The sequence below is a fragment of the Streptomyces sp. NPDC102467 genome, from assembly GCF_044765445.1.
Taxonomy (GTDB): domain Bacteria; phylum Actinomycetota; class Actinomycetes; order Streptomycetales; family Streptomycetaceae; genus Streptomyces.
On record NZ_JBIWKA010000004.1, the window covers coordinates 176566 to 201974 of the forward strand.

The window sequence follows — 25409 nt, forward strand, 5'->3', positions numbered from 1 at the left end:
ATAGCGGACAGTGCTGGACGGGTGCGTACGGGCGCTCAGGCGGCGGCGGTGATCGCGGTGATCTCTACGCCCGCCTCGGTGACCAGTGCCGCCACGGCCGACAGGTCCTTCACCACGACGTCCGCGGAGAGCTCGTGCGCCTCGTGCGTTGTGGCCAACGCCACGGTGGCCATGCCGCCCGCGCGGCCCGCCGTGAGACCGGCAGGGGCGTCCTCGAAAACGACGCAGCGCGCCGGGTCCATGCCCAGCTTCTCGGCGGCGAGCAGGAACGGCTCCGGGTCGGGCTTGCCGCGCGTGATGTCGTCGGCGGCGATGAGCAGCGGCGGGTCGATGCCGACGGCCGCGAGCCGGGCCTCGGCGAGGCGGCGGGTGGCGGAGGTGACGACGGCCCAGCGGCCGTCGGGGAGCGAGGCGAGCAGTTCCTTGGTGCCGGGCAGGACGTGGGTGCCACCGTTCGGCACGTCCTCGACCTCCAGCTGCTCGATGCGGGCCACGGCCCCTGCGACCTTCTCGGCGGGCAGCAGGTCGGCGGCGATCTCGGCGGCGGGGCGGCCGTGCAGCTCGACGGCGGCGAACTCCTCCGCGGTGATCCCGTACTCCTGCGCCCAACGGGTCCAGCAGCGGTACACCGACTCCATGGACGAGAGCAGGGTTCCGTCGTTGTCGAACAGCAGGGCGTCAGCGGTGATCTTCATGTCTCCCAAGGCTACGGGGCACCCCGGGGGCGCGCGCATCAGGTCTTTTGGCCCGTAATAGGGTCTGCCCATGCTTGCTGCCCTGACCCTGGTGACGGGTCTCGCCGCGCTCGCGCTCGCCGCGTGGTGCGGTTTCGCCGCCTACCGCGACCAGCCGACCAAGGACTGGCACTTCATCGGCATGGCCGTGGTCTCGGTTCTCGCGCTGGCGCAGCTGGTGATCGGGATCGTGCAGCTGGCGCGGGGCGAGAAGCCGGAGCAGGGCACGACGATCTTCGTCGCGTATCTGATCGGGGCGTTCGCCTGCGTTCCGGCGGCGGGGTTCATGTCGCTGACCGAGCGCACGCGCTGGGGTTCGGTCACGGTCGCCGCGGGCGGCGTGGTGCTCGCCGTTCTCGAAGTACGGCTCTATGACATCTGGGGAGGATGAGGTGGCTGTGACTTCAGAAGACACCGAGAACGTCGAGAACACCGAGAACACCGAGGACACCGGGAAGACCGTGAGTTCCGCGAACGCGTCCCGGCGGCTGACGAGTGGTCCCGGCACGCTGCTCGTGTGGCTGTACGGCGTGATGGTCGTGGGCGCCGTGTCGCGCTCGGTCTTCCAGATCGCGACGGACTTCGGCAGGGCTCCGCTCGCGTACACGCTCTCCGCCGTCGCGGGCGTCGTCTACGGCTTCATCACGTATTCGCTCGTGCGGGGCGGCGAAACGGCCCGCAGGGCGGCGGTGGTGTGCTGCGCCGCCGAACTCGTGGGCGTGCTGGCGGTGGGGACCTGGACGCTGGTGGAGCCCTCGGCGTTCGCGGACTCCACCGTCTGGTCCGACTACGGGATGGAGTACCTGTTCATTCCGGTACTCCTGCCCGTCTCCGCACTGTTCTGGCTGCGCCGGGCGCGGGCCGCCGCTACACGCTAGTCGCCAGCGCGCCGGCCTCGGCATCCTTCGCCAGCGTCACCACGGTCAGCCGGTCGTCGACCCGCTTCGTCGCCACCGGCGTGTAGCCGTGCTTGCGGTACAGCCGCAGATTGTGTTCGCTGCGGTGGCCCGAGAAGAGTTCGAAGCGCTTGGCCGTGCCCGCGGTGCCCAGCGCGGATTCGACGGCGCACAGCAGGCGGCCGCCCAGACCGTGCCGCTGCATGCGCGGGTGCACGATGAGTTTGTCGATCCGGGCGGTGCCGTCCGCGCCGAGCGTGCCGCGCACCGACGCCACCACTTCGTCGCCGAGGCGGGCCACCAGGACGGTGCCGCCCGTCAGTTCTGCCCTCACCGAGTCGAGGGACTGGGTGAGCGGCTCGATCGAGTAGTCCCCGTAGAGCTGAGCCTCGCTCTGATAGCAGAGGTACTGCAGTTTGAGAATCTGCTCGGTGTCCGCTTCGGTCGCCGCAGAGATGGTCACGCTCATGCCCATGTGTGCATGCCTCCCGCTCACCTGTCCGCCGGTTGTCCTTCACCCTTTTCCCCTACCGGCCGCGGGCGCAACCTCGGATACGAGGATTCTGCGCAGGCATCCCAGACATCTGGAACGTTCCGGCCCAAGGCTGCCTTGTGAGATACCCAACTCGCCCGCGATCTCGCGGTAAGTGAGGTCTTCCGGGGACAGCAGCGCACCGATGAGACGGGGGCAGCGGCCGGGGAGCCGGCGCACGGCGGCATGCAGGGCGCCCGCCCGTTCCCGGTTCAGCGCCTGGTGTTCGGGGTCCGACCCGTCCGGTTCGGCGGCGGGTTCGGTGACATACGACGTCTCGCGCAGCTCCGTGCCGCGCTGGCGGCTCGCCTCCGCGCGGACCGTCGCCGTGAGCCAGGCCGCCGGGTCCCGGGGCGGGCCCTGGGCGTCGAGGTGCTCCAACAGGCGGACCCAGACGGCCTGTTCGAGGTCGCGGGGCTCGGCGGAGCCGGGGAGTTCGGCGCGCACCTCGGCCGCCAGCAGGGGCCGCAGGGTCTCGATCACCGTGTCGTACGTCATGCCCGGCGGGACGCGGCCGTTCCGGCACCCGGTTGCCGGAACGGCCGCGGCTCACTCCAACCGGCTTCTGCGGGTCAGCCGTTGACGAAGTCCTCGCGGGCGAGGAGGGCGGTGTCACAGTTGTCCGAGAAGAGACCGTCGATGCCCGTGGCGAAGTACGCCTTGAAGGCACCGAACGCGTCACCGTAGGCGTTCGGGTCCGTGCCCTTCTTGAAGTCGGCGGGCAGGAAGGTGTTCTCGTTGCGCATCGTGTACGGGTGCAGGATCAGCCCGGCCGCGTGCGCGTCCTTGACGAGGGTGGTCGGCTGCAGGAGCTTGCCGGCCGCGTCCTTCGGGATGACGAGGTCCAAGGTCGGGCCGATGCCCTGCGCGTACGTCGCGATCTCCCGGAGCCCCTTGGGCGTGATCAGGTCGGCGACGGTGCGCGGGTCGCCGATGTCGACGAAGTCCGCCGGGCGCGAGTTCGCCGTGGAGAGCAGGACGACCAGCGGGTTGCCGACCAGCTTGTTCAGCCGCTGGATGCTCGTCGGCTCGAAGGACTGCAGGAAGGCGGGCGAGTTCTTCTTGTCGAGCTTGTACGCGCGCAGCAGCTTGGCGAGCCGCTCCTCCAGGCCCAGGCCGAGCCCCCGGAAGTAGGTGGGGTGCTTGGTCTCGACGTGGATCCACACCTCGCGGCCGCGCTTCCTGCTCTGCGCCGCGCGCCACTTGAGGACCTCTTCGAAGGTGGGGATCTCCCAGCGGCCGTCGTAGAGGGTGTTGTGCTGGCGGGTGCCCGGGATGCGCTCCTTGGCGCGCAGCGTCTTCAGCTCGGCCAGTGTGAAGTCCTCGGTGAACCAGCCGGTCGTGGAGACGCCGTCGATGATCTTCGTGGTCTTGCGGGAGGCGAACTCGGGGTGCGCCGATACGTCCGTGGTGCCGCCGATTTCCGGTTCGTGACGGCATACAAGGTGGCCGTCCTTCGTCGGGACGATGTCACCCGCCTCGATGACGTGCGCGCCCATGTCGAGCGCCAACTGGTACGAACCCAGGGTGTGCTCGGGGCGGTAGCCACTGGTGCCGCGGTGCGCGACGATCGTCGGCACGGGCAGGCTCTTGTAGCCCCGGCCGGAGTGATTCGTGCCACTGTCACGGTCGGCCGCTCTGGCGACTCCGGGCGCGGCGAGGGCGGCGGCGCCCGCGCTCAGCACCGCGGCGCCCAGCAGGGAGCGGCGGCCCACCGCCCCCTCGGCCCGCGGCTCCTGAGCGTCCTGCGCCCTCTGTGACTTCTCGTTCCCCATGAAGCACTCCTCCCACAAGTCCCGCCTTGCACCTGTCAAAGCGGAACCGATCGTAGGTGCGCGGGAGTGACGAGTGGGAGACCTCGGACAGAACGTCAGGGTGACGCGGGATGACTCCTGAGCGCCTTCCGGACATCAACAGGGCGCAAACTCACGTCAACTCTGCGTATCGAGTCGGTGAACCCGATGTGCACGGGGTACCCGCCCGCGAGTATCGTCCTCACCTGCACAGACCCCATCATCCATTCCTTGACACCGGAGGGCCCGTTGTCCCGCTTCGCGTTCATCAAGGCAGTGCTCGGACCGATCATGCGCCTGATGTTCCGCACGCGTGTGGAAGGCGCCGAGAACATTCCGGGTACCGGCCCCGTCATTCTGGCGGGCAACCATCTGACGTTCATCGACTCGATGATCATGCCGCTGGTCTGCGACCGGCAGGTGTGCTTCATCGGCAAGGACGAGTACGTCACCGGCAAGAGCTTCAAGGGCCGCCTCATGGCCTGGTTCTTCACGGGCGTCGGCATGGTCCCGGTCGACCGGGACGGTGCCAACGGCGGCGTGGCCGCGCTGATGACCGGCCGTCGGATCCTGGAGGACGGCAACATCTTCGGGATCTACCCGGAGGGCACGCGCTCCCCCGACGGCCGGCTGTACCGCGGCCGCACCGGCATCGCGCGCCTCACTCTCATGACGGGCGCGCCCGTCGTCCCGTTCGCGATGATCGGCACCGACAAGCTGCAGCCGGGCGGCTCGGGCATGCCGCGTCCCGGGCGGGTGACCATCCGGTTCGGTGAGCCGATGGAGTTCTCCCGCTACGACGGCATGGGCCGCGACCGCTACGTCCTGCGAGCCGTGACCGACTCCGTGATGGCGGAGGTCATGCGGCTGTCGGGGCAGGAGTACGTGGACATGTACGCCACCAAGGCGAAGGCCGCGTAGGCACACTGGCGTATCGGCCTGGGCCCCGGTCACCGGAATTCTCCGGTGACCGGGGCCCAGGTGTGTGCGCGGCCGCTACTTCTCCAGGTGCTGGCCCTTGAGCAGGAACCACGCCGCGACCGCCGTCGCCAGCAGGACCGCCGCGCCGATGCCCGCCGCCACCTGAAGGCCGTCGACGAAGGCCGTCTGCGCGGCCGTCAGCAGTTCTTGGGCCTGCGCGGCCGGGAGGGACGCGGCCGATTCGACCGCGCCGCCCAGTGATTCATGGGCGGCCGACGCCACGTCCGCGGGGGTGCCGGGAGGCGCGGTGAAGCCCGCGTAGACGCCCGTGACGATCGAGCCGAGCAGGGCGATGCCGAGGGCCGCGCCGAGTTCGTACGCCGTTTCGGAGACGGCAGACGCCGCGCCCGCCTGCTCCTTGGGCACGCTGGAGAGGATCACGTCGGCGGTGACCGTGAACGCGAAGCCGGCGCCGACACCGACGATCAGGAGCACCGCGCCGAGCAAGGGGTAGCCCGTGCTCTGACTCAGTGTCGTGAGCGAGGCCAGGGCGAGGCCGATGGCCGCGAGGCCGCCCGCGACGACGGCACGCACCGAGAAGCGGCGCGCCACCACACCCGCGATCAGACCGGCCACCACCGCGCCCACGGCGGCGGGCAGTTCGGCAAGGCCCGCCTCGAACGGGCGCCGCCCCTGCACCAGTTGAAGGAACTGGGACAGGAAGAAGACGAGCCCGGACAGACCGAGGATGGTCAGGAGGTCGGCCAGGACCGCTCCGGAGAAGCCGCGGTTGCGGAACAGGCGCATGTCCAGCAGGGGTGAGTCGAGCGTGAGTTGGCGGCGGACGAACCAGGTCAGCGCTGCCACGCCGATGACCGCGGTGGCGGCCACCTCCCAGTGGAAGCCGTGCGCCGCCGCTTCCTTCACGGCGTAGACGATGCCGATCATGCCGATCAGCGAGAGGCCGACGCTGATCAGGTCCCAGGGGCCAGGGACCGGGTTCTTCGACTCGGGGATGAGCTTCACGCCGACCACGACCAGGATCGCCATCACGGGCAGGTTGATGAGGAAGACCGAGCCCCACCAGAAGTGTTCGAGCAGGAATCCGCCGACCACCGGGCCGACCGCCGCGCCCGCCGAGGCCATCGCGCCCCAGATGCCGACGGCCAGGGAACGCTCGCGCGGATCGTGGAAGATGTTGCGGATCAGGGCCAGGGTCGACGGCATGAGTGTCGCGCCCGCCACGCCCAGCAGGGCGCGCGCCAGGATCATCAGCTCCGGTGTCGTGGCGTACGCGTTGAGGACCGAGACCGCGCCGAACGCGACGGCGCCCACAAGCAGCAGCTTCTTGCGGCCGATGCGGTCGCCGAGGCTGCCCATGGAGACGAGGAGTCCGGCGATGACGAAGGAGTAGACGTCGCCGATCCACAGGAGCTGGGTGCCGGAGGGCTTCAGGTCCTCGCTGATGTACGGGGTCGCGAGGCCGAGGACGGTCGCGTCCACGGCGACGAGCAGCACCGCGAGCACGAGGACGCAGAGGGCGAGCCACCGTCCGGGGCGCGACACCACCTCCGCGTCAGGGGTGTGCCGCTTGGTGCTGATCATGGTTCCACGCTCCGTCGTGCGCCGCCGAGCAGCAACTCGGCGATCATGAATGAGAAGTCCTTGGCCGCCACCCGGCCGTCCTGTACGGCCCAGGCGCCGCTGCCGATGAGGCCGTAGAGCGCCTCGGTCAGCCATGCGGGTGTCAGATCGATCCGGAACTCGCCGGTTTCCTGGCCGCGCCGGAACAGCGCCGCGATCCGGGTGTCCAGGCGGGCCCAGCCCACGTTCTGGCCCTCGCCCTCGAAGAGCTGGTTCTCGGTGACGAGGAGGGCGAGCAGCGGGGCCGCGTGCTCTATCTCGCCGATGAGCCTGCGCAGCGCGTCCTCGGCCCGGCCCTCGTCGAGGCGGGCCCGGTCGAGAGCCGCCTCGCACTCGCGGATGCCGAGGTCCTCCAGGGCGCGGACGAGGGCGTCGCGGCCCGCGAACTGGCGGTGCAGGGTGGCGCGGCTGATGCCCGCGGCCCGCGCGACCTCGTCCATCGTGGCCGTGGACTTGCGGGTGAGCAGGGCGGCGGCGCTGCGCAGCACCTGTTCGCGATCGACAGACATGAGACAACGATAACCCAAGTGAGACATGAATGTCTCATTCGGGACTCAGCCGAATATCGCCGTCCAGGTCCATCACTCCAGTAGCTCGACCGCTCACCCGGTGCTACGACTGTCGGTAGGTTCACGGCTTCGGGAGGTACGGGCATGGGGTGCTGCATCTTCGCGGCGATGGCGGCGATCGGGCCGCGGGTCGCGCTCGTCCTCACCTGGCTGTTCACGAGCCTCGTGGACCGCGCCTTCAACGGCGTACTGCTGCCGCTGCTCGGGCTTGTCTTCCTGCCGTGGACGACCCTGGGGTACGTCGTCGCGTACGCCCCCGTCGCCGGGGTGCACGGCATCGGCTGGATCGTGGTGCTGTGCGGGGTGCTGCTCGACCTGTCGAGCTACGGGGGCGGGGCGCGGTCCCGCCGCTGAGTCCCGCCCGCCGCACCAGGCACACCGAAGGGCCCGGTTCGTCCACGTACGGACGAACCGGGCCCTTCGGCAGGATGGCGGTTATTGCTTCTTCGCGTCGGCCCATTCCCGCTGCACCGTCAGGTCCCGCTTGACCTCGGCGAGCTGGACGGCGACCGCGCTCGGCGCCGTGCCGCCGCGGCCGGAGCGGGAGGCGAGGGCCCCCGGCACGTTCAGGACCGTGCGGACCTCGGGCGTGAGGTGCTCGGAGATCTTCGCGAACTGCTCGTCGGTGAGCTCGTCGAGCTCGATGCCCTGCTGCTCGCACTCCTTGACGCACTCGCCCGCCACCTCGTGCGCGACGCGGAACGGCACGCCCTGCTTCACCAGCCACTCGGCGATGTCCGTGGCGAGCGAGAAGCCGGCCGGGGCCAGCTCTTCCATGCGCTCCCTGTTGACCGTGAGCGTGGCCATCATGCCGGTGAACGCCGGGAGCAGTACTTCGAGCTGGTCGCAGGAGTCGAAGACCGGCTCCTTGTCCTCCTGAAGGTCACGGTTGTACGCGAGCGGCAGGGCCTTGAGGGTCGCCATCAGGCCCGTCAGGTTGCCGATGAGACGGCCCGACTTGCCACGCGCCAGCTCGGCGATGTCCGGGTTCTTCTTCTGCGGCATGATCGACGAGCCGGTGGAGAAGGCGTCGTGGAGCGTGACGAAGGAGAACTCCTTCGTGTTCCAGATGATGACCTCCTCCGCGATCCGCGAGAGGTTGACGCCGGTCATCGCCGTGATGAAGGCGAACTCGGCGACGAAGTCACGGGAGGCCGTGCCGTCGATGGAGTTGGCGACGGAACCGTGCTCGAAGCCGAGGTCCGCCGCGACCGCCTCGGGGTCGAGGCCCAGCGAGGAGCCGGCGAGCGCACCCGAGCCGTACGGCGAGACCGCCGTCCGCTCGTCCCACTGCCGCAGCCGCTCGGCGTCCCGGGACAGGGACTGGACGTGCGCCAGGACGTGGTGTGCGAAGAGCACCGGCTGGGCGTGCTGGAGGTGGGTGCGGCCCGGCATCGCGACGTCCGGGTGCGCCTCGGCGAGGCCGACGAGGGCCTCCTGGAGGTCCGCGATCAGGCCGCCGATGACGCGGGCGTGGTCGCGCAGGTACATCCGGAAGAGCGTCGCCACCTGGTCGTTGCGCGAGCGGCCCGCGCGCAGCTTGCCGCCCAGGTCAGGGCCGAGGCGCTCGAGGAGGCCACGCTCCAGGGCGGTGTGGACGTCCTCGTCGGCGATGGTGCCGACGAACGAGCCGTCCGCGACATCGGCCTCGAGCCGGTCCAGGCCGTCGATCATGCGGGTGAGCTCGTCCTGGGTGAGCAGGCCGGCCTTGTGGAGCACGCGCGCGTGGGCCCGGGAGCCCGCGATGTCGTACGGGGCAAGGCGCCAGTCGAAGTGGACGGAGGCGGAGAGTTTCGCCAGGGCCTCGGCGGGGCCGTCGGCGAACCGGCCGCCCCAGAGGCGGACATCGCCGGTGTTGCTGCTCACGTGCTCTGCTCCTCAAGCCGGTTGATGCGCGACCACACGCACTGGTCGCACGCACTGGTCGCACGCACGGGTCACATGCGCTGATCACGTTCGCGGACCACAGTATCGCTATGCATGATTATGCAGACTTCCGCATGAATCGTCAATCCCGTCGGCCGCGGGGTCCATAATCCCGGCATGGGTAAAAGCCACGAGCGCATCGACGGTCGTCTGCGCGCCTTCATCGAGTCACAGCCGGTCTTCTTCACCGCCACCGCACCGCTCGACGGCGACGGCACGGTGAACCTCTCCCCCAAAGGCCTCAAGGGCTCCTTCGCCGTGCTCGACGAACTGACCGTCGCCTACCTGGACTTCGCGGGGTCGAACGCGGAGACCATCGCCCACCTCCGCGAGAACGGCCGGATCACGCTCATGTGGTGCGCCTTCGACGGGCCGCCCAACATCGTCCGGGTACACGGCCGCGGCGAGCCCGTCTTCCGCGACGACCCGCGCTTCACCGAACTGCTCGGCCACTTCCCGGCCATCGACCCGACCCGGCACGGCCTGCGCGCCGTCATCGTCGTACGGGCCGAACTGATCCGCGACACCTGCGGTTACGCGGTGCCGTTCATGACGTACGACGAAGATCGCGACCTGCACGCCAAGCGGTTCGCGCGCGAGGACGACGCCTCGCTCGACGCCTACTTCCATAAGAAGGAACACGTCGAGTTCAGCCTGGACGGACTACCGGGGCTGCCATTGCCGCTGCCTCCCGCTACGTTCTGATCCATGCGCCCCTTACGAGCAGGTATTGCCGGCGCGGTCGTGGTCTGCGCCGTGCTCGGCGTCGCACCCTCCGCCTCTGCCGCCGCCCCGCTGCCCGCCCGCATGGCGGACACGGGGGGTGGCAGCCAGCTGATCACCGCCGAGGCGCCGCGGACGTCCTCGACGAGCGGCACCGTCACCTGGTGGGACCGGCGGGCCGACGGCCGCTGGACCAAGGCAGGTTCGGCGCCCGCGCGGTTCGGCGCGAAGGGCCTCGTCGAGGGAGTCCGGCGCAAACAGGGCACGAACACGACGCCCACCGGCCTGTACGACCTGCCGTTCGCGTTCGGCAACGCGGCGGCGCCCGGTGGTACCTCCGTGCCGTACCGCCGAGTGCGCGGCGCCTCCTGGTGGTGCGAGGACAACGGCTCGCGCTCCTACAACCGCTGGACCGAGCCGCGACCGCGCGACTGCCGCGCCACCGAGTCCGAGCGCCTCGCCGACTACGGGACGCAGTACGCGCACGCGCTGGTGATCGGCTTTAACTACCACCGGCCGGTGCGCGGCCGCGGCGCCGGGATCTTCCTGCATGTGAACGGGCGCGCGGCGACGGCCGGCTGTGTGTCCGTGCCGAAGGCGGACATGCGGCGGATCCTGGCGTGGGTGCGGCCGGGGCGGTCCCCGCACATGGCGATCGGGACGTCGGGCGGGGCCACGGCGCTCACTCGCTATTGAACCCGGCAGTGGACCGGTACCGGACCCGGCCCTGAAACCAGTACCGAATCCGGCGGTGAACCGGGCCCCGATACGCATGTAGCGACCACATATCGAGACGCGCTTGCGTCCGCGTACGGCGACGGCGTTGCATCGCCCGGTGCGCAGCGAAACCGAACAGACGATCCCCAGTTCCCCCGAGACGCCACCGCCAGGGGCGAGCGGCTCCGCCGACCGGGCGGCCCGGCTCGCGGTCACGGTGTTCCCCGTACTCGTGCTCGTCGCGGGCGCGCTGGGACTCGCCACCCCGGGCACCTTCGCCGGCTGGGGCCCGAACGTGCCCTACCTGCTGGGCGTCGTGATGTTCTGCATGGGTCTGACCATGACCCTCGGCGACTTCAAGGGCGTCGCACAGCGCCCGTGGGCCGTCGGGCTCGGGCTCGTCGCGCACTACGTGATCATGCCGGGGCTCGGCTGGGTCATCGCCCACGCCCTCGGGCTCTCCCCGCAGCTGGCGGCCGGCGTCATCCTCGTCGGTTGCGCGCCGAGCGGCACCGCGTCCAATGTCGTGACCTTCCTCGCCCGTGGCGACGTCGCCCTGTCGGTCTCCGTCGCCACGGTCTCCACCGTGCTCGCGCCCCTGATCACTCCGCCGCTGACGCTGCTGCTCGCGGGCGCGTACCTGCCGGTGGACGCGGGGTCGATGATGACGGACATCCTCAAGACCGTGCTGCTGCCGGTCGTGGCGGGCCTGGTCGTGCGGCTGGTGTTCGGCCGTTATGTGCACCGGGTGCTCGGCGTGCTGCCGTGGCTCTCCGCGCTGACCATCGCCGTGATCGTGGCGGTGGTGGTGGCGGGCAGCGCCGAGGCCATCAAGTCGGCGGCCGCCCTGGTGCTGCTGGCCGTCGTCCTGCACAACGGGCTCGGGCTCGCCCTCGGCTACGGCGCCGGAAAGGTCGCCCGGCTCGGGCCGCCGGCGTCGCGCGCGATGGCGTTCGAGGTCGGCATGCAGAACTCCGGCCTGGCCGCCTCCTTGGCCACGGCCCACTTCAGCCCGCTGGCCGCGCTGCCCGCCGCCGTGTTCTCGGTGTGGCACAACGTGTCGGGCGCGCTGGTGGCAGCGTGGATGTCGTACCGGGCCCGGGCCGCGGAGAAGGCCGCCGGCGAAGCCTGAGTCACTCCGAGAGAGAAGAAGCCGACCAAGTCGACACTGGACAGGTGTAGACAGGTCGGCTTCTTCGTGTCTACGGTCTAGACATGCCTGGACAGGTTCATAAGCATCATCGCGTCGCCCATGTACTGGCGGAGGAGATCCGCACGGGCGTGCACGCCGACGGCAGCAGGCTGCCCGGCGAGCACGCGCTGCGGGAGCGGTTCGGGGTCAGCCGGACGACCGTACGGCAGGCCCTCGGCGTCCTCGGCGAGCAGGGGCTCATCGAGACACACGCCGGGATCGGCTCGATCGTCACCTTCGACGGCGCCCCGCTCGACCAGCGTCTTGGCTGGACCCGCGCGCTCGCCGAGCAGGGCACCGAGCTGACGACCGGGACCCTGCGGTTCGAGCGGATACAGGATGCGGCGCTCGCCGCCGAACTCGGCCTGGAAAGCCCCGAGTTCATCGCGCTCGACCGCGTCCGCCGACTGCCCGACGGGCACGGTGTCTCGCTGGAGTTCAGCCGGGTGCCCGCTGTCGGGCCGCTGGCCGACCTGGTCGAGCGCGGCCTCGACGGCGGCTCCCTGAACCGGACGCTCGCCGCGGCCGGCCGGGTCCGCGAGTCCGGCGAGGCGCACATCGCCGTCGCCGGACTCGACGCGGCCCATGCCGCGACCCTGCGACGCGCCCCCGGCGAGTCCTTCCTCCGCGTCGCCCAGGTGTTCCGCGACGCGGACGGGGGCGTGGTCGAGCAGGTGACGAGCCTGCTGGACCCGTCCCGTTTCCAATTGCACGTACGTACCGGCCGAGGAGGCCACCTGTGAGCGTCACCCCTGAATCCGACCTCTTCGACCGTGCGGCCGGCGCCTTCTACGGACTCGCGCTCGGCGACGCCCTCGGCATGCCGACGCAGGTCATGTCGCGCGAGGAGGTCGTCCGCGTCTACGGCACGCTGAGCGGCTTCGAGCCCGCGCGGCCCGACAACCCCGTCGCCGCCGGGATGCCCGCCGGGTCCGTCACCGACGACACCGACCAGGCGGTCATCGTGGCCCGGCTGATCGTGGAGGGCGGCGGACATGTCGACCCGCTGCGCTTCGCCGAGGAACTCCTGTCCTGGGAGCGGGAGATGAAGGCCAAGGGCTCCTTCGACCTGCTCGGCCCGTCGACGAAGGCGGCGCTCGACGCCGTGGCCCGGGGCACCGATCCGAAGGAGGCCGGCAAGTACGGCACCACGAACGGGTCCGCCATGCGCGTCACCCCGGTCGGCATCGCCTTCCCCTGCGCCGCCGCCCGCACCTCCGACGACACCGAGACCTTCCTCGACCGGGTCGTCGAGTCCTGCCAGGTCACGCATGACACGAACATCGGCATCGCGGGCGCGGCAGCCGTCGCCGCCGCCGTCTCCACCGGTGTCGCGGGCGGCTCGCTCGACGACGTCTTCGACGCGGCGATCGCCGCGTCCGAGGCCGGCGCGCGGCGCGGCCACTGGATCGCGGGCGCCAGCATCCCGGCACGCATCGGCTGGGCGCGCGAACTGGTCGCGGGCCTCGACGAGGCCGCGGCCCTGGACCGTATCAACGCGCTCATCGGCACCAGCGTGGCCAGCCAGGAGTCCGTCCCCGCGGCCTTCGCGGTCCTCGCGCTGACCGGCGGCGACCCGTGGCGGTCGGCGCTCCTCGCGGCGAACCTCGGCGGCGACAGCGACACGATCGGCGCCATCGCGGGCGCCATCGCCGGTTCCATCCGCGGCCTGGGCGCTCTGCCCGCCGACGCCGTACGCATCCTGCGCGAGGTCAACGGGCTCGAACTGGAGCCGCTGACAAGGCAGTTGCTCACGTTCCGCACCGCCGCCTGAGCACCCTTCCCCGTCCTCACCTTCATCTGTACCGAGCTAGAGCAAGGAGGTTCCGCCATGGCCGCTTCAACGAAGAACGACCGCGTCGGCACCGTGGAGACCCGAGGGATCGAACCGGTCCCCGACAGTGAGCGGCACGGCCACGCGAGCCAGATGTTCTGGACGTGGTTCGCCGCCAACATCTCGATCCTCGGGCTGCCGCTCGGTGCGACGCTGGTCGCCTTCCGCGGCCTGAACATCTGGCAGGCCGTGCTCGTCGCGGTCGTCGGCGCGGTGGGCTCGTTCGCGCTGGTCGGCGCGCTCAGCCTGGCGGGCAAGAAGGGCGGCGCGCCCGCCCTGACGCTGTCCCGTGCGGTGTTCGGGCAGCGCGGCAACCACGGGCCGACGCTGGTGTCCTGGCTCAGCCGGGTCGGCTGGGAGACGATCACCACGACCACGGCGGCGTACGCGCTGCTCGCCCTGCTCAACACGCTCTTCGGTGTCGGCAAGGGCACCGTGCTGACGCTGGTCTGCCTGCTCGTCTTCATCGTCTGCACCCTGCTGATCAGCGGGCTCGGGCACGCCACGATCATGTGGATCAACAAGTGGGCGACGGTCCTCTTCGGCGTCCTGAACCTGATCGTGATGGGCTTCCTCGTCGCGACGGTCGACTGGTCGAAGGTCCTGGACACCCCGGCCGGACCGGTCAGCGGTGTCGTCGCGGGGATCGGCTTCATCGCGGCGGGCACCGGCATCGGCTGGGCCAACGCCGGCGCCGACTACGCCCGTTACCTGCCGCGCGCGATCCCGGGCGGACGGCTCGTACGGGCCTCCGCGTTCGGCGCGGGCATCCCGCTGGTGCTGCTGATCTCGCTCGGCTCGCTGCTCACGGCGGGCGACCCGTCGCTCGCCACGTCGGCGGACCCGGTCGCCGCGATCAACGCGATGCTGCCGTCCTGGATGGCCGTGCCGTATCTGATCGCGGCGTTCGGCGGACTGCTCATGTCCAACCACCTGTCCACGTACTCGGCAGGGCTGACCATGATCACGCTCGGCCTGCGGGTGCCGCGCGCCTGGGCGGTCATCGTGGACGTCGTCCTGATGTTCCTCGGCGGCGTCTACTTCATGCTGATCGCGGACGACTTCTACGGCCCGTTCAGCACGTTCCTGACGCTGCTCGCCGTGCCGATCTCGGCGTGGATCGGTGTGATCGCCGTCGACATGCTGCGCGGCCGTCAGTACGACCCGGCGGCGGTGATGGACACCGGGCGCGGCAGCCGGTACTGGTACCGCGGCGGTTTCCATCTGCCCGCCGTCCTCGCGTGGGTGGCGGCGATCGTGGCCGGGCTGCTGTTCACGACGGCGTCGACGAGCGCGGAGGACGTGTGGTTCAAGGGGCCGCTCGCCGACTCGTGGTTCGGCGAGAACGGTCTCGGCTGGCTCGTCGCCATCGTCGTGGGCGGTGCGGTGTACGCGCTGCTCGGGCGCCGCACTCCAGTGACCCTCGACTCCCCCGACACTGATTCCGTCGCCCTTGAGGAGGCCACCCGATGACCGCCGACTCCCGTGTCGTGCTCGCAGGGAACGTCATCGCCGACCTGGTCATCGACGTGCCTACGTTGCCGGAGCGCGGCGGCGACGTCATCGGTACCCGCACCGCGCTGTACGCGGGCGGCGGCTTCAACACCCTGACGGCGGCGCGGCGCCTCGGCGCGCGGGCCGTGTACGCGGGGCTGCACGGCACCGGCCCCTACGGGGAACTGGTGCGGGCCTCGCTCTCCGCGGAGGGTGTCGAGGCGCTGCTTCCGGTACGTACCGACGGTGACACGGGGTTCTGTGTGGCGCTGGTCGACGGGGGCGGCGAGCGGACGTTCGTGACGAGCTTCGGGGTCGACGCGCGGATGACGCGGGACGAGGCGGCGGGCATCGCCGCTTCCGTGCGCGGCGGCGACCTCCTCCAGGTCTCCGGGTACGGCCTCGTGATGGAGGTCAACGGGCCGCTGCTGTCCGCGCTGGTAGCGGGCCTTCCCGACGATGTACGGGTCTGCTTCGACCCGGCGCCCCTGGTGGCGGACATTCCGGCCGAGGTCCTCGATCCGGTGCTGGCCCGTACGGACTGGCTGTCCTGCAACGCGCGGGAGGCCCGTCTGATGTCCGGTGTGGCCGAGCCCCGGGAGGCTGCGCTTGCGCTGCGCGGGCGGTTGCGGGACGGGGCCGGGGTGTTGGTGCGGGCCGATGCGGACGGGTGCTTTCTGGCTCCGCCCGGGTCGGGGGAGGTCGTGCATGTCGCCGGGTTCCCCGTGGAGGCCGTGGACAGCAATGGGGCCGGGGATGCGCATGTCGGGGCGTTCTTGGCGTTGCTGGGGCGGGGGGTTTCGGCGGTTGATGCGGCTCGGGGGGCGAATGCGGCCGCGGCTCTTGCCGTTACCCGGCGGGGGCCTGCGACCGGGCCCACCCGGGGGGAGCTTGCCTCGTTCGTCGGGCCTGCGCTGGCTGCCGAGCTCCGCCTGCTTTGACGCTCCCCCGGCACTGTCGCTCGGGCCACGGGGCTCTGCCCCGGACCCCGCTCCTCAATCGCCGGAGGGGCTTGATTCCGCCGACCCGCTAGTGGTCGTTCTGGGCCACGCGCAGCAGGTGGTCCGCCAGGGCCTGGCCGCCCGCCGGGTCCCTGCTGATCAGCATCAGGGTGTCGTCGCCGGCGATCGTGCCGAGGATGACGTGCAGTTCGGCCTGGTCGATGGCGGAGGCGAGGAACTGGGCCGCGCCCGGCGGTGTGCGGAGCACCACCAGGTTCGCCGAGGCCTCCGCCGAGATGAGCAGTTCACCGGCGAGGCGGCGCATGCGCTCTTCCTTGGCCGATTCGCCGAGCGGGGCCTGCGGGGTGCGGAAGCCGCCCTCGCTGGGCACGGCGTAGATCAGCTCGCCGCCGGTGTTGCGGATCTTGACCGCGCCCAGCTCGTCCAGGTCACGGGAGAGCGTGGCCTGGGTGACGTTGAGTCCGTCGTCGGCGAGCAGCTTCGCCAACTGGCTCTGCGAGCGCACCGGTTGCCGGTTGAGGATGTCCACGATCCGGCGGTGCCGCGCGGTGCGCGTCTGCGGCACGGCGGGGCCGTGGGCGAGTGCGGCGTTCGTCGCGGCCCGCTCAAGGTTCTCTGTGTGCTCCGCTTTGCTGCTCATCGTCGTCGTCCCATTCCTCAGGCTCCTGCTTCCCCGTCGGCCGCGGCCGCGTCCAGGACCGCGGGCAGCGCCGCCAGGAACGCGTCCGCCTCGGTGTCGGTCAGGTTCAGCGGGGGCATGAGCCGGACGACGTCGGGTGCGGGCGCGTTCACCAGGAGGCCCGCGTCCTGGGCCGCTCGCTGCACCTGGGGTGCGCGCGGCCCGGTGAGCACGATACCCAGCAGAAGGCCCGCGCCCCGGACATGGCCGACCAACGGGTGGCCGAGCGATTCGATTCCGGCCGTGAGCTTCTCGCTCATGCTCTTGGTGTTCTGCAGCAGGCCCTCGGCCGTGATGGTGTCGAGTACGGCCAGTCCGGCGGCGCAGGCGACGGGGTTGCCGCCGAACGTCGTGCCGTGCTGTCCGGGCTTGAGGAGCTTCGCCGTCTCGCCGAAGGCGATGGTCGCGCCGAGCGGCAGGCCGCCGCCGAGGCCCTTGGCGAGCGTGACGACGTCCGGATCGATGCCTTCCTGCGCCTGGTACGCGAACCAGTGGCCGGTCCGGCCGACGCCGGTCTGCACCTCGTCGAGGACGAGCAGGGTGCCGGTGGCGCGGGTGATCTCCCGGGCCGCCTTGAGGTATCCGTCGCCGGGCACGACCACGCCGTTCTCGCCCTGGATCGGCTCGATGATGACGAAGGCGGTGTCCTCGGTGACGGCCGCCCGGAGCGCGTCCACGTCCCCGTACGGGACGTGCGTGACGTCGCCGGGCAGCGGCGTGAAGCCGTCCTGCTTGCCGGGCTGGCCGGTGAGGGCGAGGGCGCCCATGGTCCGGCCGTGGAAGCCGCCGGTCGTGGCGACCATGTGGCGCCGCCCGGTGAGCCGGCCGATCTTGAAGGCGCCTTCGTTGGCCTCGGCGCCGGAGTTGCAGAAGTAGACGGCGCCGTCCCGGCCGAAGAGCTGGAGGAGCCGCTCGGCGAGCGCGATGGGCGGCTCGGCGATGAAGAGGTTCGAGACGTGGCCGAGGGAGGCGATCTGGGTGCTGACCGCTTCGACGACCGCCGGGTGGGCGTGGCCGAGCGCGTTGACCGCGATGCCGCCGACGAAGTCCAGGTACTCGGTGCCGTCGGCGTCCCACAGCTTGGTGCCGGCGCCCTTGACCAGGGGCAGTCGCGGCGTGCCGTAGTTGTTCATCAGAGCGCCCTGCCAACGCTGGGTGAGCTCCTGGTTCGCGGTGCCGGTCATGCTGCGTCCCCCTGTTCCCCGTGGTTCGGTGCGTCGGGCACGACCATCGTGCCGATGCCTTCGTCGGTGAAGATCTCCAGCAGGATCGAGTGCTGGACGCGGCCGTCGATGACGCGGGCGGTGTGCACACCGTTGCGCACGGCGTGCAGGCAGCCCTCCATCTTCGGGACCATGCCGCTCGCCAGGTCCGGGAGCAGCTTCTCGAGTTCGGTGGCGGTGAGCCGGCTGATGACCTCGTCGCTGTGGGGCCAGTCCTCGTAGAGGCCCTCGACGTCGGTCAGCACCATCAGCGTCTCGGCGTCCAGCGCAGCAGCGAGTGCCGCAGCCGCCGTATCAGCATTGACGTTGTAGACATGGTGATCGTCCTGGGAGCGGGCGATCGAGGAGACGACCGGGATGCGGCCGTCGGCGAGCAGGGCCTCGATGGCGCCGGTGTCGATCTCGGTGATCTCGCCGACGCGGCCGATGTCGACCAACTCGCCCTCGATACGGGGCTGGTGCTTGGTGGCGGTGATGGTGTGCGCGTCCTCGCCGGTGAGGCCGACGGCGAGCGGTCCGTGCTGGTTGAGCAGGCCGACGAGCTCGCGCTGGACCTGTCCGGCGAGCACCATCCGTACGACGTCCATGGCGTCCTCGGTGGTGACCCGCAGCCCTGCCTTGAACTCGCTGACGATGCCGTGCTTGTCCAGGGCCTTGCTGATCTGCGGGCCGCCGCCGTGCACGACGACGGGCTTGAGGCCTGCGTGGTGCAGGAAGACGACGTCCTGCGCGAAGGCCCCCTTCAGCTCCTCGTCCACCATGGCGTTCCCGCCGAATTTGATGACAACGGTCTTGCCCTGGTGGCGGGTCAGCCAGGGCAGCGCCTCGATGAGGGTCTGAGCCTTGGGGAGCGCGGTGTGCTTCCGCGCTGCGGGCTGGTTCATGAGGAGTACGCGCTGTTCTCGTGGACGTAGTCGGCGGTCAGGTCGTTCGTCCAGATGGTCGCCGTCTCGCCGCCGGCCGCGAGGTCGGCGGTGATGGTGACCTCCCGGAAGCGCATGTCGACCTTGGAGCGGTCCTCGCCGACGCCGCCGTTCTTGCAGACCCAGACGCCGTTGATCGCGACGTTCAACCGGTCAGGCTCGAAGGCTGCCTGCGTCGTGCCGATGGCGGAGAGGACACGGCCCCAGTTGGGGTCCTCGCCGTGGAGGGCGCACTTGAGGAGGTTGTTCCGGGCGATGGAGCGGCCGACCTCGACGGCGTCGTCCTCACTCGCCGCGTTGATCACCTCGACCTTGATCTCCTTGCTGGCGCCCTCGGCGTCGCCGATGAGCTGGCGTCCGAGGTCGTCACAGACGGAGCGGACGGCTTCCGCGAACTCGGCGTATTGCGGGGCGACTTCGGCGGCGCCGGAGGCGAGCAGCAGCACCGTGTCGTTCGTGGACATGCAGCCGTCGGAGTCGACCCGGTCGAAGGTGACGCGGGTGGCGTCGCGCAGGGCCTTGTCGAGGACCTCGCTGTCGAGGTCGGCGTCGGTGGTGAGGACGACGAGCATGGTGGCGAGGCCGGGGGCGAGCATGCCCGCGCCCTTGGCCATGCCGCCGACGGTCCAGCCGTCACCCTCGTACACGGCGGTCTTGTGCACGGTGTCGGTGGTCTTGATGGCGATGGCGGCCTTCTCGCCGCCGTGCTCGGAGAGCTTGCCGGCCGCGGTCTCCACGCCGGGGAGCAGCTTGTCCATGGGGAGCAGGACGCCGATGAGTCCGGTGGAGGCGACCGCGACCTCACCCGCGTTCAGGTCGAGGACCTCGGCGACCTTCTCTGCGGTGGCGTGCGTGTCCTGGAAGCCCTTGGGTCCCGTACAGGCGTTGGCCCCACCGGAGTTGAGGACGACCGCCGAGACGAGTCCGCCCTTGAGGACCTGCTCGGACCAGAGGACGGGGGCGGCCTTGACGCGGTTGGAGGTGAAGACGCCCGCGGCGGCCAGGCGGGGGCCACGGTTGACCACGAGGGCCAGGTCCGGGGTCCCGCTGTCCTTGATTCCCGCGGTGATGCCCGCGGCCTGGAATCCCTTGGCTGCCGTCACACTCACGGCGCGACTCCGATCGTCGAGAGCCCGGTGGTCTCGTCGAGACCCAGGGCGATGTTCATGGACTGCAGGGCGCCGCCGGCGGTGCCCTTGGTGAGGTTGTCGATGGCGCTGATGACGATGACGCGGCCCGCGGCCTCGTCGTACGCGACCTGGATCTGCACGGCGTTCGATCCGTACACCGCCGCTGTGGCGGGCCACTGCCCCTCGGGCAGCAGCTCCACGAAGGGCTCGTCGGCGAACGCCTTCTCGTACGCGGCGCGGACCGTCTCGGCAGTGACGCCGTCCTTGGCCTTGGCGCTGCACGTGGCGAGGATGCCTCGCGGCATCGGGGCGAGCGTCGGCGTGAAGGACACGGAGACCTTCTCCCCGGCGGCCGCGCTGAGGTTCTGGATCATCTCGGGGGTGTGCCGGTGGCCGCCTCCGACGCCGTACGGCGTCATGTTCCCCATGACCTCGCTGCCGAGGAGGTGGGGCTTGGCCGCCTTGCCCGCGCCGGAGGTGCCGGACGCGGCGACGACGACGGCTTCGCTCTGCACGAGCCCCGCCCCGTACGCCGGGAACAGCGCGAGCGAGACGGCCGTCGGGTAGCAACCGGGCACCGCGATGCGCTTGCTGCCTTCCAACGCGGCCCGGCCGCCCGGCAGTTCGGGAAGCCCGTAGGGCCAGGTGCCGGCGTGCGGGCTGCCGTAGAACTTCTCCCAGTCCCCCGCGTCCTGGAGCCGGAAGTCGGCGCCCATGTCGACGACGAGGACGTCCGGGCCGAGCTGCTCGGCGACGGCGGCGGACTGCCCGTGGGGCAGCGCAAGGAAAACGACCTCGTGCCCCGCGAGCACCTCGGGGGTGGTTTCCTGGAGGACGCGGTCGGCGAGCGGGCGGAGGTGCGGCTGCAGCGAGCCGAGCCGCTGTCCCGCGTTCGAGTTGCCCGTCAGGGCGCCGATCTCCACCTCGGGGTGCGCGAGCAGCAGGCGCAGCACTTCGCCGCCCGCGTATCCACTCGCTCCCGCCACTGCTGCGCGTACCGCCATGGAACCCTCCTCCTAGATGGCATGACTATACGTCGTGATGCACGTTTATGCAATCAAGTGATCCCCGGACGCTTCGTACCGGAGCCGTCCGCTTGACCTGGAGTGCACTCCAGGTCATAGCGTCGAGTACGCGTTCCGCACCGACATCTTCACAGGAGGCAGCACTCATGACGGACCTTCCCACTCGCCGCCTCGGCTCGCTCACCGTCTCCGCGCAGGGCCTCGGCTGCATGGGCATGAGCCACGCCTATGGCGCGTCCGACGACGAACAGTCGATCGGCACGATCCATCGCGCGCTGGACCTGGGCGTCACCTTGCTCGACACGTCCGACTTCTACGGCGCCGGGCACAACGAAGAGCTGATCGGGCGGGCCCTCAAAGCGCCGGGACGGCGCGAGCAGGCGGTGCTGGCCACCAAGTTCGGTTTCTCGAACAAGCTCGGTGAGGCGATCGCGATCCGCGGCGACGCGGCGTACGTCCGTGCGGCGTGCGAGGCGTCCCTGCGGCGGCTCGGCGTCGACCACGTCGACCTGTACTACGTGCACCGCGTGGACCGGGACGTGCCGATCGAGGAGACCGTGGGCGCGCTCGCCGAGCTGGTGAAGGAGGGCAAGGTCCGCCACCTCGGTCTGTCGGAGGCCGGCCCGGACACCCTGCGCCGGGCGTACGCCGTGCACCCGATCGCGGCCCTGCAGAGCGAGTACTCGCTGTGGACGCGCGACGTGGAGGCGGACGTGCTGCCGGTGTGCCGGGAGCTGGGTATCGGCCTGGTGCCGTTCTCGCCGCTGGGCCGGGGCTTCCTCACCGGCCGCTACAAGTCGACGGACGGTCTGCAGGACGGGGACATGCGGCGCGGCCAGCCGCGGTTCGCCGAAGGGAACCTGGAGCGCAACCTCGCCATCGTCGACCGCCTGGAGGAGATCGCGGACCGCAAGGGCGTCACGGCCGGGCAGCTGGCGCTCGCGTGGGTCCAGCACCAGGGCGACGACGTGGTGCCGATCCCCGGCACCCGGCGCCGGACCTACCTGGAGGAGAACGTCGCGGCCGCCACGCTGGAGCTGTCCGCCGACGACCTCGCGGCGATCGACGCGGCGGCACCCGCGGGCGCGGTGGCGGGCGCCCGCTACGACGACAGCAGCATGAAGTTCGTGAACGGCTGATCGAGTGACGGCAGTTGTGTGGCTCGGCGGGCCGCCCGGGGTGGGGAAGTCGACGGTCGCCGAGCGGTTGGCCCGGCGGCACGGGCTGCGCCGCTACCACGCGGACACCCGCACGTGGGCGCACCGCGACCGGGCCCTCGCCGCGGGATGGCGGGCGGCGCTCCGCTTCGAGACGCTCTCGCCGAAGGAGCGCTGGGCGGCGCCTGTGCCGGACCTGCTCGCGATGTCCCTGCACCATGAGCGCGGGCGGATGGTCGCGGACGACGTACGGGCCCTGCCCGCGGCCCCGCTGACCGTGGCCGAGGGCACGGTGATCACCCCGGAGTCGGTCCGGGCCCTGCCCGGCCGGGCGGCCCTGTGGCTGCTGCCCACTCCCGAGCTCCTTGAAAAGCGGCTGGCGGAGCGGGAGTTGAGGGCCGGCCCGCTGGCCCTGTACCGGCGCCTGGCCGACGTCATCGAGGACGAGGTACGGATGTCCGGCGCGCCCTTTTTGACCGTCGATGTCGACACCGATGTCACCGAGGAGGTGGCGGCGCGCTGGGCGGGCCCGCTCGCCGCGGGGCCGGGCGCCACCTCCCGCGCGGAACGCCGCGCACTGCTCCGCGAGGCCAATGAGGCCGTCGTGGCGCAGTACACGGCGTTCTTCGCCCGCCCCTGGTCGCGCGGCGACGTGGGCGACGCGGTGGCCCCGTTCTCCTGCGAGTGCGGGGACACCGGCTGCACGGCCCGCGTGGAGTGCCCGGTCACGGCGTTTCCGGCGGCGCCTTTCGTGGCTCAGGGCCACGACGGGTTCAGCGCTTCTTGATCCTGAGGAAGGTCACCGAGTTCGCCGGGAACGTATACGTGAAGGTGTCGGCGACCCCGGCGAAGGTCGAGGTCACGGGCTTCACCGGGGTCGCGTCCGCGGTGTTCTCGGCGTCGGGAGCGGCGGCGAGCGTGGTGACGGCCGCGGACTTCGCGACCTTCGCGCCGCCGAGCTTCACCGTCGTACGGGCCTGCGCGTCCTGGGCGTTGACGACCTTGACGATCAGGTCGCCGGTCTTCTTGTCGCGCGTGACGACCTGGCGGAACGGCTCCGCTGGCTTGTCGTCCTTGAACGAGCCCCACTCCTGGCCGTCGAGGTAGAGGGTCACCTGGCGGCCACGCACCTTGATGTCGATGTCGTAGGCGCGGCCGGTCTCGATCGTTCCCGCCTTGGCGACGAGGGTCGACTTGCCGCCGTTCACGGCCTGTTCGACGGCGGACTGGGTGTTGTTCCAGCCGCCCAGGTTCCACCAGTAGTAATGGCCGGTGTCCTTGACGCCGAACGCGACGAGGAAGCCTTCCTTGCCGGACTTCTTGGTGGCCTTCGCGTGCAGGTCGTAGTCGTGCCAGCTCGGGTCGCCCGCGGTGACCATGGTGTTCTCGGCGGCCTCGTCCGACTGGACGTACTGCCCGTCCTGAATGCTCCAGTTTCCGCTGCCGGACGTACTCCACCGGCCGGCGTCACCGCTGAAGTCGTCGCTCAGCAGGCTCGTGCCGTCGGCGCCGGTGACGCGTACGTCGTCGTAGGCGGCGCTGGTCGCCCAGGTGGACAGGCCGACGGCGCCGGTGATGGGCGCGGTCGTCGAGGGGGTGTTCGTGGCGGTGGACGGGACGACCTGGTCGCCGACGTTGCGCATGAACAGTTTCTGCACCTCGTAGTCGGCGGAGCCCCACGCCTTCTGGTCGTCGAACCAGATCATGTCGGGCCGCCACTGGACTGTGTCCTGGCGGGCGAGCAGCGGCGCGTAGGAGGCGAGCTTCACGACGTCCGCGTTGCGTTCGAGTCCCGTCATGTAGGCGGCTTCGGAGAGGGCGTTGGCGAAGGTGTTCCCGCCGGACGCGTACTCGCCGAGGAAGACCTTGGGGCCGCTGCGGTCGTAGGAGTCGTAGCGGTCGTTGTTCTGCAGGAACCACTGCGGGCTGTTGTAGTAGTGCTCGTCGACCATGGCGACGTCGGCGTCCTTGTTGAGCTTCCACGCCGTGTCGAAGACCGAACCGCTGTCGTCGGGACCAGAGTTGGAGATGACCGTCACGTCGGGGTACTTGGCTTCGATGGCAGCGCGGAACTGCTTGAAGCGGGCGAAGAACGCTTCGGGCAGGTTCTCCTCGTTGCCGACTTCGAGGTGCGTGAGGTGGAAGGGCTTCGGATGGCCCATCTGGGCGCGCTTCCTGCCCCATTCGCTCGTCACGGGCCCGTTGGCGAACTCGATGAGGTCGAGCGTGTCCTGGATGTGCCGCTCGAGCAGCGCGTCGTCGTCCACGGCCTGGTTCTGGCCGCAGCCGGTGACGAGGGCGGGCACGACGGGCAACGGCATCGCCCCGATGTCCTCGGCGAACTGGAAGTACTCGTAGTAGCCGAGTCCGTAACTCTGGTTGTAGCCCCAGAAGTTGGCGTTCGTGGCGCGCTGCTCGACCGGGCCGACCGTGTCCTTCCACTGGTAGGAGCGGGCGCGCTGGTAGCCGGAGGCCGCGTCGTAGCCCTCCATGGAGCCGGTGTTGACGAGGCAGCCGCCGGGGAAGCGCACGAAGCCGGGCTTCAGGGCGGCGATCTTCTCGGCGAGGTCCTTGCGCAGCCCGTTCTCGCGGCCCTTGTAGGTGTCGCGGGGGAAGAGGGACACCATGTCGAGGGCGGCGGCCCGCGTGGTGGCGACGGAGAGGCGGCCGGTCGCGCTGGCGCGGCGCGCGGTGAACGTCGCTGTGTACTTGGCCCACTTCCCCTTCGTCGCGACCCGCTCGGGTGCGGCCAGCGCGCCGTCCGCGTCGGTGAGGGTGACGGTCAGCGCCGTGTCGGCGCGGACCCAGACCGAGAAGTCGTACGTCCTGCCCTTGGCGACCGTGATGCCGGTGCCGTATCCGGAGTTGGTGACGGACGCGCCGGCGCCGAGCGAGAGGTAGGTGCGGTTGCGCGCGTTCAGCCTGCCGTCGTCGTCGACGGTCCGGGCCGTGCCGGTGGTCGCCCATGCGGTGAGCGGGGTGTACGCCTTGTTGTCGGCGGTCGTGTACTCGAAGGAGCGGTTCTGCACCAGCTCGGCGTAGAGCCCGCCGTCGGCGGCCCGGTTGATGTCTTCGAAGAAGACGCCGTACATGGAATCGTCGATGGTCGCGCCGGTGCGGCTCGGATCGACGGTGACGGCGTAGTCGGTGATGGCTGTCGCGTCCGTGCCGGCGGCCGCGTCGGCGGCCGACGACGGCAGCACGGCGGTCCCGGCGAGCAGCGAGCCCACCGCGGCCCCGAGCCCGATTCTCCAGCGCCTGCGTCGTCCACGCGTCATGCGCGCTCCCTTGATCCATAGCCGGATTGTTCCTGGCGGATGTTCGAGATTTCGTAC

Annotated in this window: 26 protein-coding genes; 13 read left to right on the plus strand and 13 right to left on the minus strand. The window is 70.6% G+C overall.

What is annotated here, in order from left to right; all coding sequences use genetic code 11:
- Nucleotides 1-35: 35 nt before the first annotated feature.
- Nucleotides 36-695, minus strand: coding sequence for an HAD-IA family hydrolase (locus tag ACIREE_RS09405; protein WP_404148627.1), 660 nt, complete (start codon nt 693-695; stop codon nt 36-38).
- Nucleotides 696-765: 70 nt separating this feature from the next.
- Between ACIREE_RS09405 and ACIREE_RS09410 the strand changes: the two genes are divergently transcribed.
- Nucleotides 766-1125, plus strand: coding sequence for a hypothetical protein (locus ACIREE_RS09410; protein WP_404148630.1), 360 nt, complete (start codon nt 766-768; stop codon nt 1123-1125).
- On the plus strand, nt 1106-1612 hold the full coding sequence (locus ACIREE_RS09415) for a hypothetical protein (RefSeq protein ID WP_404148632.1): 507 nt from the start codon (nt 1106-1108) through the stop codon (nt 1610-1612). The genes ACIREE_RS09410 and ACIREE_RS09415 overlap by 20 nt, the downstream gene beginning before the upstream one ends.
- On the opposite strand, the gene ACIREE_RS09420 is transcribed toward ACIREE_RS09415, so the two are convergent.
- From ACIREE_RS09420 to ACIREE_RS09430, 3 genes are all read right to left on the minus strand, one after another.
- Nucleotides 1602-2105 carry a GNAT family N-acetyltransferase gene (locus tag ACIREE_RS09420; RefSeq protein ID WP_404148634.1) on the minus strand — a complete coding sequence of 168 codons (504 nt, stop codon included), beginning with the start codon at nt 2103-2105 and terminating at the stop codon, nt 1602-1604. The genes ACIREE_RS09415 and ACIREE_RS09420 overlap by 11 nt on opposite strands.
- Nucleotides 2106-2144: 39 nt before the next feature.
- Nucleotides 2145-2660, minus strand: a complete 516-nt coding sequence (locus ACIREE_RS09425) for a sigma-70 family RNA polymerase sigma factor (RefSeq protein ID WP_404148637.1) — start codon at nt 2658-2660, stop codon at nt 2145-2147.
- A 74-nt stretch (nt 2661-2734) separates the two neighbouring features.
- On the minus strand, nt 2735-3937 hold the full coding sequence (locus ACIREE_RS09430; RefSeq protein WP_404148640.1) for a glycerophosphodiester phosphodiesterase: 1203 nt from the start codon (nt 3935-3937) through the stop codon (nt 2735-2737).
- 186 nt (nt 3938-4123) lie between these two features.
- Between ACIREE_RS09430 and ACIREE_RS09435 the strand changes: the two genes are divergently transcribed.
- Entirely contained in the window at nt 4124-4876 is a 753-nt protein-coding gene (locus ACIREE_RS09435; protein WP_404148644.1) for a lysophospholipid acyltransferase family protein, read from the plus strand.
- A 75-nt stretch (nt 4877-4951) separates the two neighbouring features.
- Here the strand turns inward: ACIREE_RS09435 and ACIREE_RS09440 are convergent, their stop codons facing one another.
- Together ACIREE_RS09440 and ACIREE_RS09445 are read right to left on the minus strand one after the other, a co-directional pair.
- The gene (locus tag ACIREE_RS09440; RefSeq protein WP_404148647.1) at nt 4952-6481 is read right to left on the minus strand and encodes an MFS transporter; all 1530 of its coding nucleotides are present in this window, start codon (nt 6479-6481) and stop codon (nt 4952-4954) included.
- Nucleotides 6478-7029 carry a TetR/AcrR family transcriptional regulator gene (locus ACIREE_RS09445; protein WP_404148650.1) on the minus strand — a complete coding sequence of 184 codons (552 nt, stop codon included), beginning with the start codon at nt 7027-7029 and terminating at the stop codon, nt 6478-6480. Before ACIREE_RS09445 ends, ACIREE_RS09440 begins: the two co-directional genes overlap by 4 nt.
- A 144-nt stretch (nt 7030-7173) precedes the next feature.
- Here ACIREE_RS09445 and ACIREE_RS09450 point away from each other — a divergent pair, with 144 nt between their 5' ends.
- A complete protein-coding gene (locus tag ACIREE_RS09450; RefSeq protein ID WP_404148653.1) occupies nt 7174-7443 on the plus strand; it encodes a hypothetical protein in 270 nt (89 codons plus the stop codon).
- A gap of 81 nt (nt 7444-7524) precedes the next feature.
- On the opposite strand, the gene argH is transcribed toward ACIREE_RS09450, so the two are convergent.
- Nucleotides 7525-8955, minus strand: a complete 1431-nt coding sequence (argH, locus tag ACIREE_RS09455; RefSeq protein WP_404148656.1) for an argininosuccinate lyase — start codon at nt 8953-8955, stop codon at nt 7525-7527.
- 177 nt (nt 8956-9132) lie between these two features.
- On the opposite strand from argH, the gene ACIREE_RS09460 reads away from it, so the two are divergent.
- From ACIREE_RS09460 to ACIREE_RS09490, 7 genes are all read left to right on the plus strand, one after another.
- A complete protein-coding gene (locus tag ACIREE_RS09460; protein ID WP_404148659.1) occupies nt 9133-9720 on the plus strand; it encodes a pyridoxamine 5'-phosphate oxidase family protein in 588 nt (195 codons plus the stop codon).
- 3 nt (nt 9721-9723) lie between these two features.
- Nucleotides 9724-10434, plus strand: a complete 711-nt coding sequence (locus ACIREE_RS09465) for a L,D-transpeptidase (RefSeq protein ID WP_404148661.1) — start codon at nt 9724-9726, stop codon at nt 10432-10434.
- A 139-nt stretch (nt 10435-10573) separates the two neighbouring features.
- A complete protein-coding gene (locus tag ACIREE_RS09470) occupies nt 10574-11587 on the plus strand; it encodes a bile acid:sodium symporter family protein (RefSeq protein ID WP_404148663.1) in 1014 nt (337 codons plus the stop codon).
- An 83-nt stretch (nt 11588-11670) separates the two neighbouring features.
- Complete coding sequence (locus tag ACIREE_RS09475; protein WP_404148666.1) at nt 11671-12390, plus strand: GntR family transcriptional regulator; 720 nt, start codon at nt 11671-11673, stop codon at nt 12388-12390.
- Nucleotides 12387-13421, plus strand: coding sequence for an ADP-ribosylglycohydrolase family protein (locus tag ACIREE_RS09480; protein WP_404148669.1), 1035 nt, complete (start codon nt 12387-12389; stop codon nt 13419-13421). The genes ACIREE_RS09475 and ACIREE_RS09480 overlap by 4 nt, the downstream gene beginning before the upstream one ends.
- Before the next feature lie 57 nt (nt 13422-13478).
- The gene (locus ACIREE_RS09485; RefSeq protein ID WP_404148671.1) at nt 13479-14954 is read left to right on the plus strand and encodes a purine-cytosine permease family protein; all 1476 of its coding nucleotides are present in this window, start codon (nt 13479-13481) and stop codon (nt 14952-14954) included.
- On the plus strand, nt 14951-15916 hold the full coding sequence (locus ACIREE_RS09490; protein ID WP_404148674.1) for a PfkB family carbohydrate kinase: 966 nt from the start codon (nt 14951-14953) through the stop codon (nt 15914-15916). Before ACIREE_RS09485 ends, ACIREE_RS09490 begins: the two co-directional genes overlap by 4 nt.
- An 88-nt stretch (nt 15917-16004) precedes the next feature.
- Here the strand turns inward: ACIREE_RS09490 and ACIREE_RS09495 are convergent, their stop codons facing one another.
- Genes ACIREE_RS09495 through argC form a run of 5 tightly spaced genes read right to left on the minus strand, consistent with a single transcriptional unit; the run spans nt 16005 to nt 20896 of the window.
- Entirely contained in the window at nt 16005-16577 is a 573-nt protein-coding gene (locus ACIREE_RS09495) for an arginine repressor (RefSeq protein ID WP_404148677.1), read from the minus strand.
- A 17-nt stretch (nt 16578-16594) separates the two neighbouring features.
- Nucleotides 16595-17800 (minus strand): acetylornithine transaminase, encoded by a 1206-nt coding sequence (locus ACIREE_RS09500; RefSeq protein WP_404148679.1) that lies wholly within the window; start codon nt 17798-17800, stop codon nt 16595-16597.
- Complete coding sequence (gene argB, locus ACIREE_RS09505) at nt 17797-18723, minus strand: acetylglutamate kinase (protein WP_404148681.1); 927 nt, start codon at nt 18721-18723, stop codon at nt 17797-17799. Before argB ends, ACIREE_RS09500 begins: the two co-directional genes overlap by 4 nt.
- On the minus strand, nt 18720-19871 hold the full coding sequence (argJ, locus tag ACIREE_RS09510) for a bifunctional glutamate N-acetyltransferase/amino-acid acetyltransferase ArgJ (protein ID WP_404148684.1): 1152 nt from the start codon (nt 19869-19871) through the stop codon (nt 18720-18722). The genes argB and argJ overlap by 4 nt, the downstream gene beginning before the upstream one ends.
- On the minus strand, nt 19868-20896 hold the full coding sequence (gene argC, locus ACIREE_RS09515) for an N-acetyl-gamma-glutamyl-phosphate reductase (RefSeq protein ID WP_404148686.1): 1029 nt from the start codon (nt 20894-20896) through the stop codon (nt 19868-19870). Before argC ends, argJ begins: the two co-directional genes overlap by 4 nt.
- Nucleotides 20897-21063: 167 nt before the next feature.
- Between argC and ACIREE_RS09520 the strand changes: the two genes are divergently transcribed.
- The gene (locus ACIREE_RS09520; RefSeq protein ID WP_404148689.1) at nt 21064-22056 is read left to right on the plus strand and encodes an aldo/keto reductase; all 993 of its coding nucleotides are present in this window, start codon (nt 21064-21066) and stop codon (nt 22054-22056) included.
- Between the two features lie 4 nt (nt 22057-22060).
- Nucleotides 22061-22861 (plus strand): AAA family ATPase, encoded by an 801-nt coding sequence (locus ACIREE_RS09525; protein ID WP_404148692.1) that lies wholly within the window; start codon nt 22061-22063, stop codon nt 22859-22861.
- Here the strand turns inward: ACIREE_RS09525 and ACIREE_RS09530 are convergent.
- Nucleotides 22848-25352: an alpha-L-arabinofuranosidase C-terminal domain-containing protein gene (locus tag ACIREE_RS09530; RefSeq protein WP_404148694.1), complete on the minus strand. Its 2505-nt coding sequence runs from the start codon at nt 25350-25352 to the stop codon at nt 22848-22850. The genes ACIREE_RS09525 and ACIREE_RS09530 overlap by 14 nt on opposite strands.
- Nucleotides 25353-25409 lie beyond the last annotated feature (57 nt).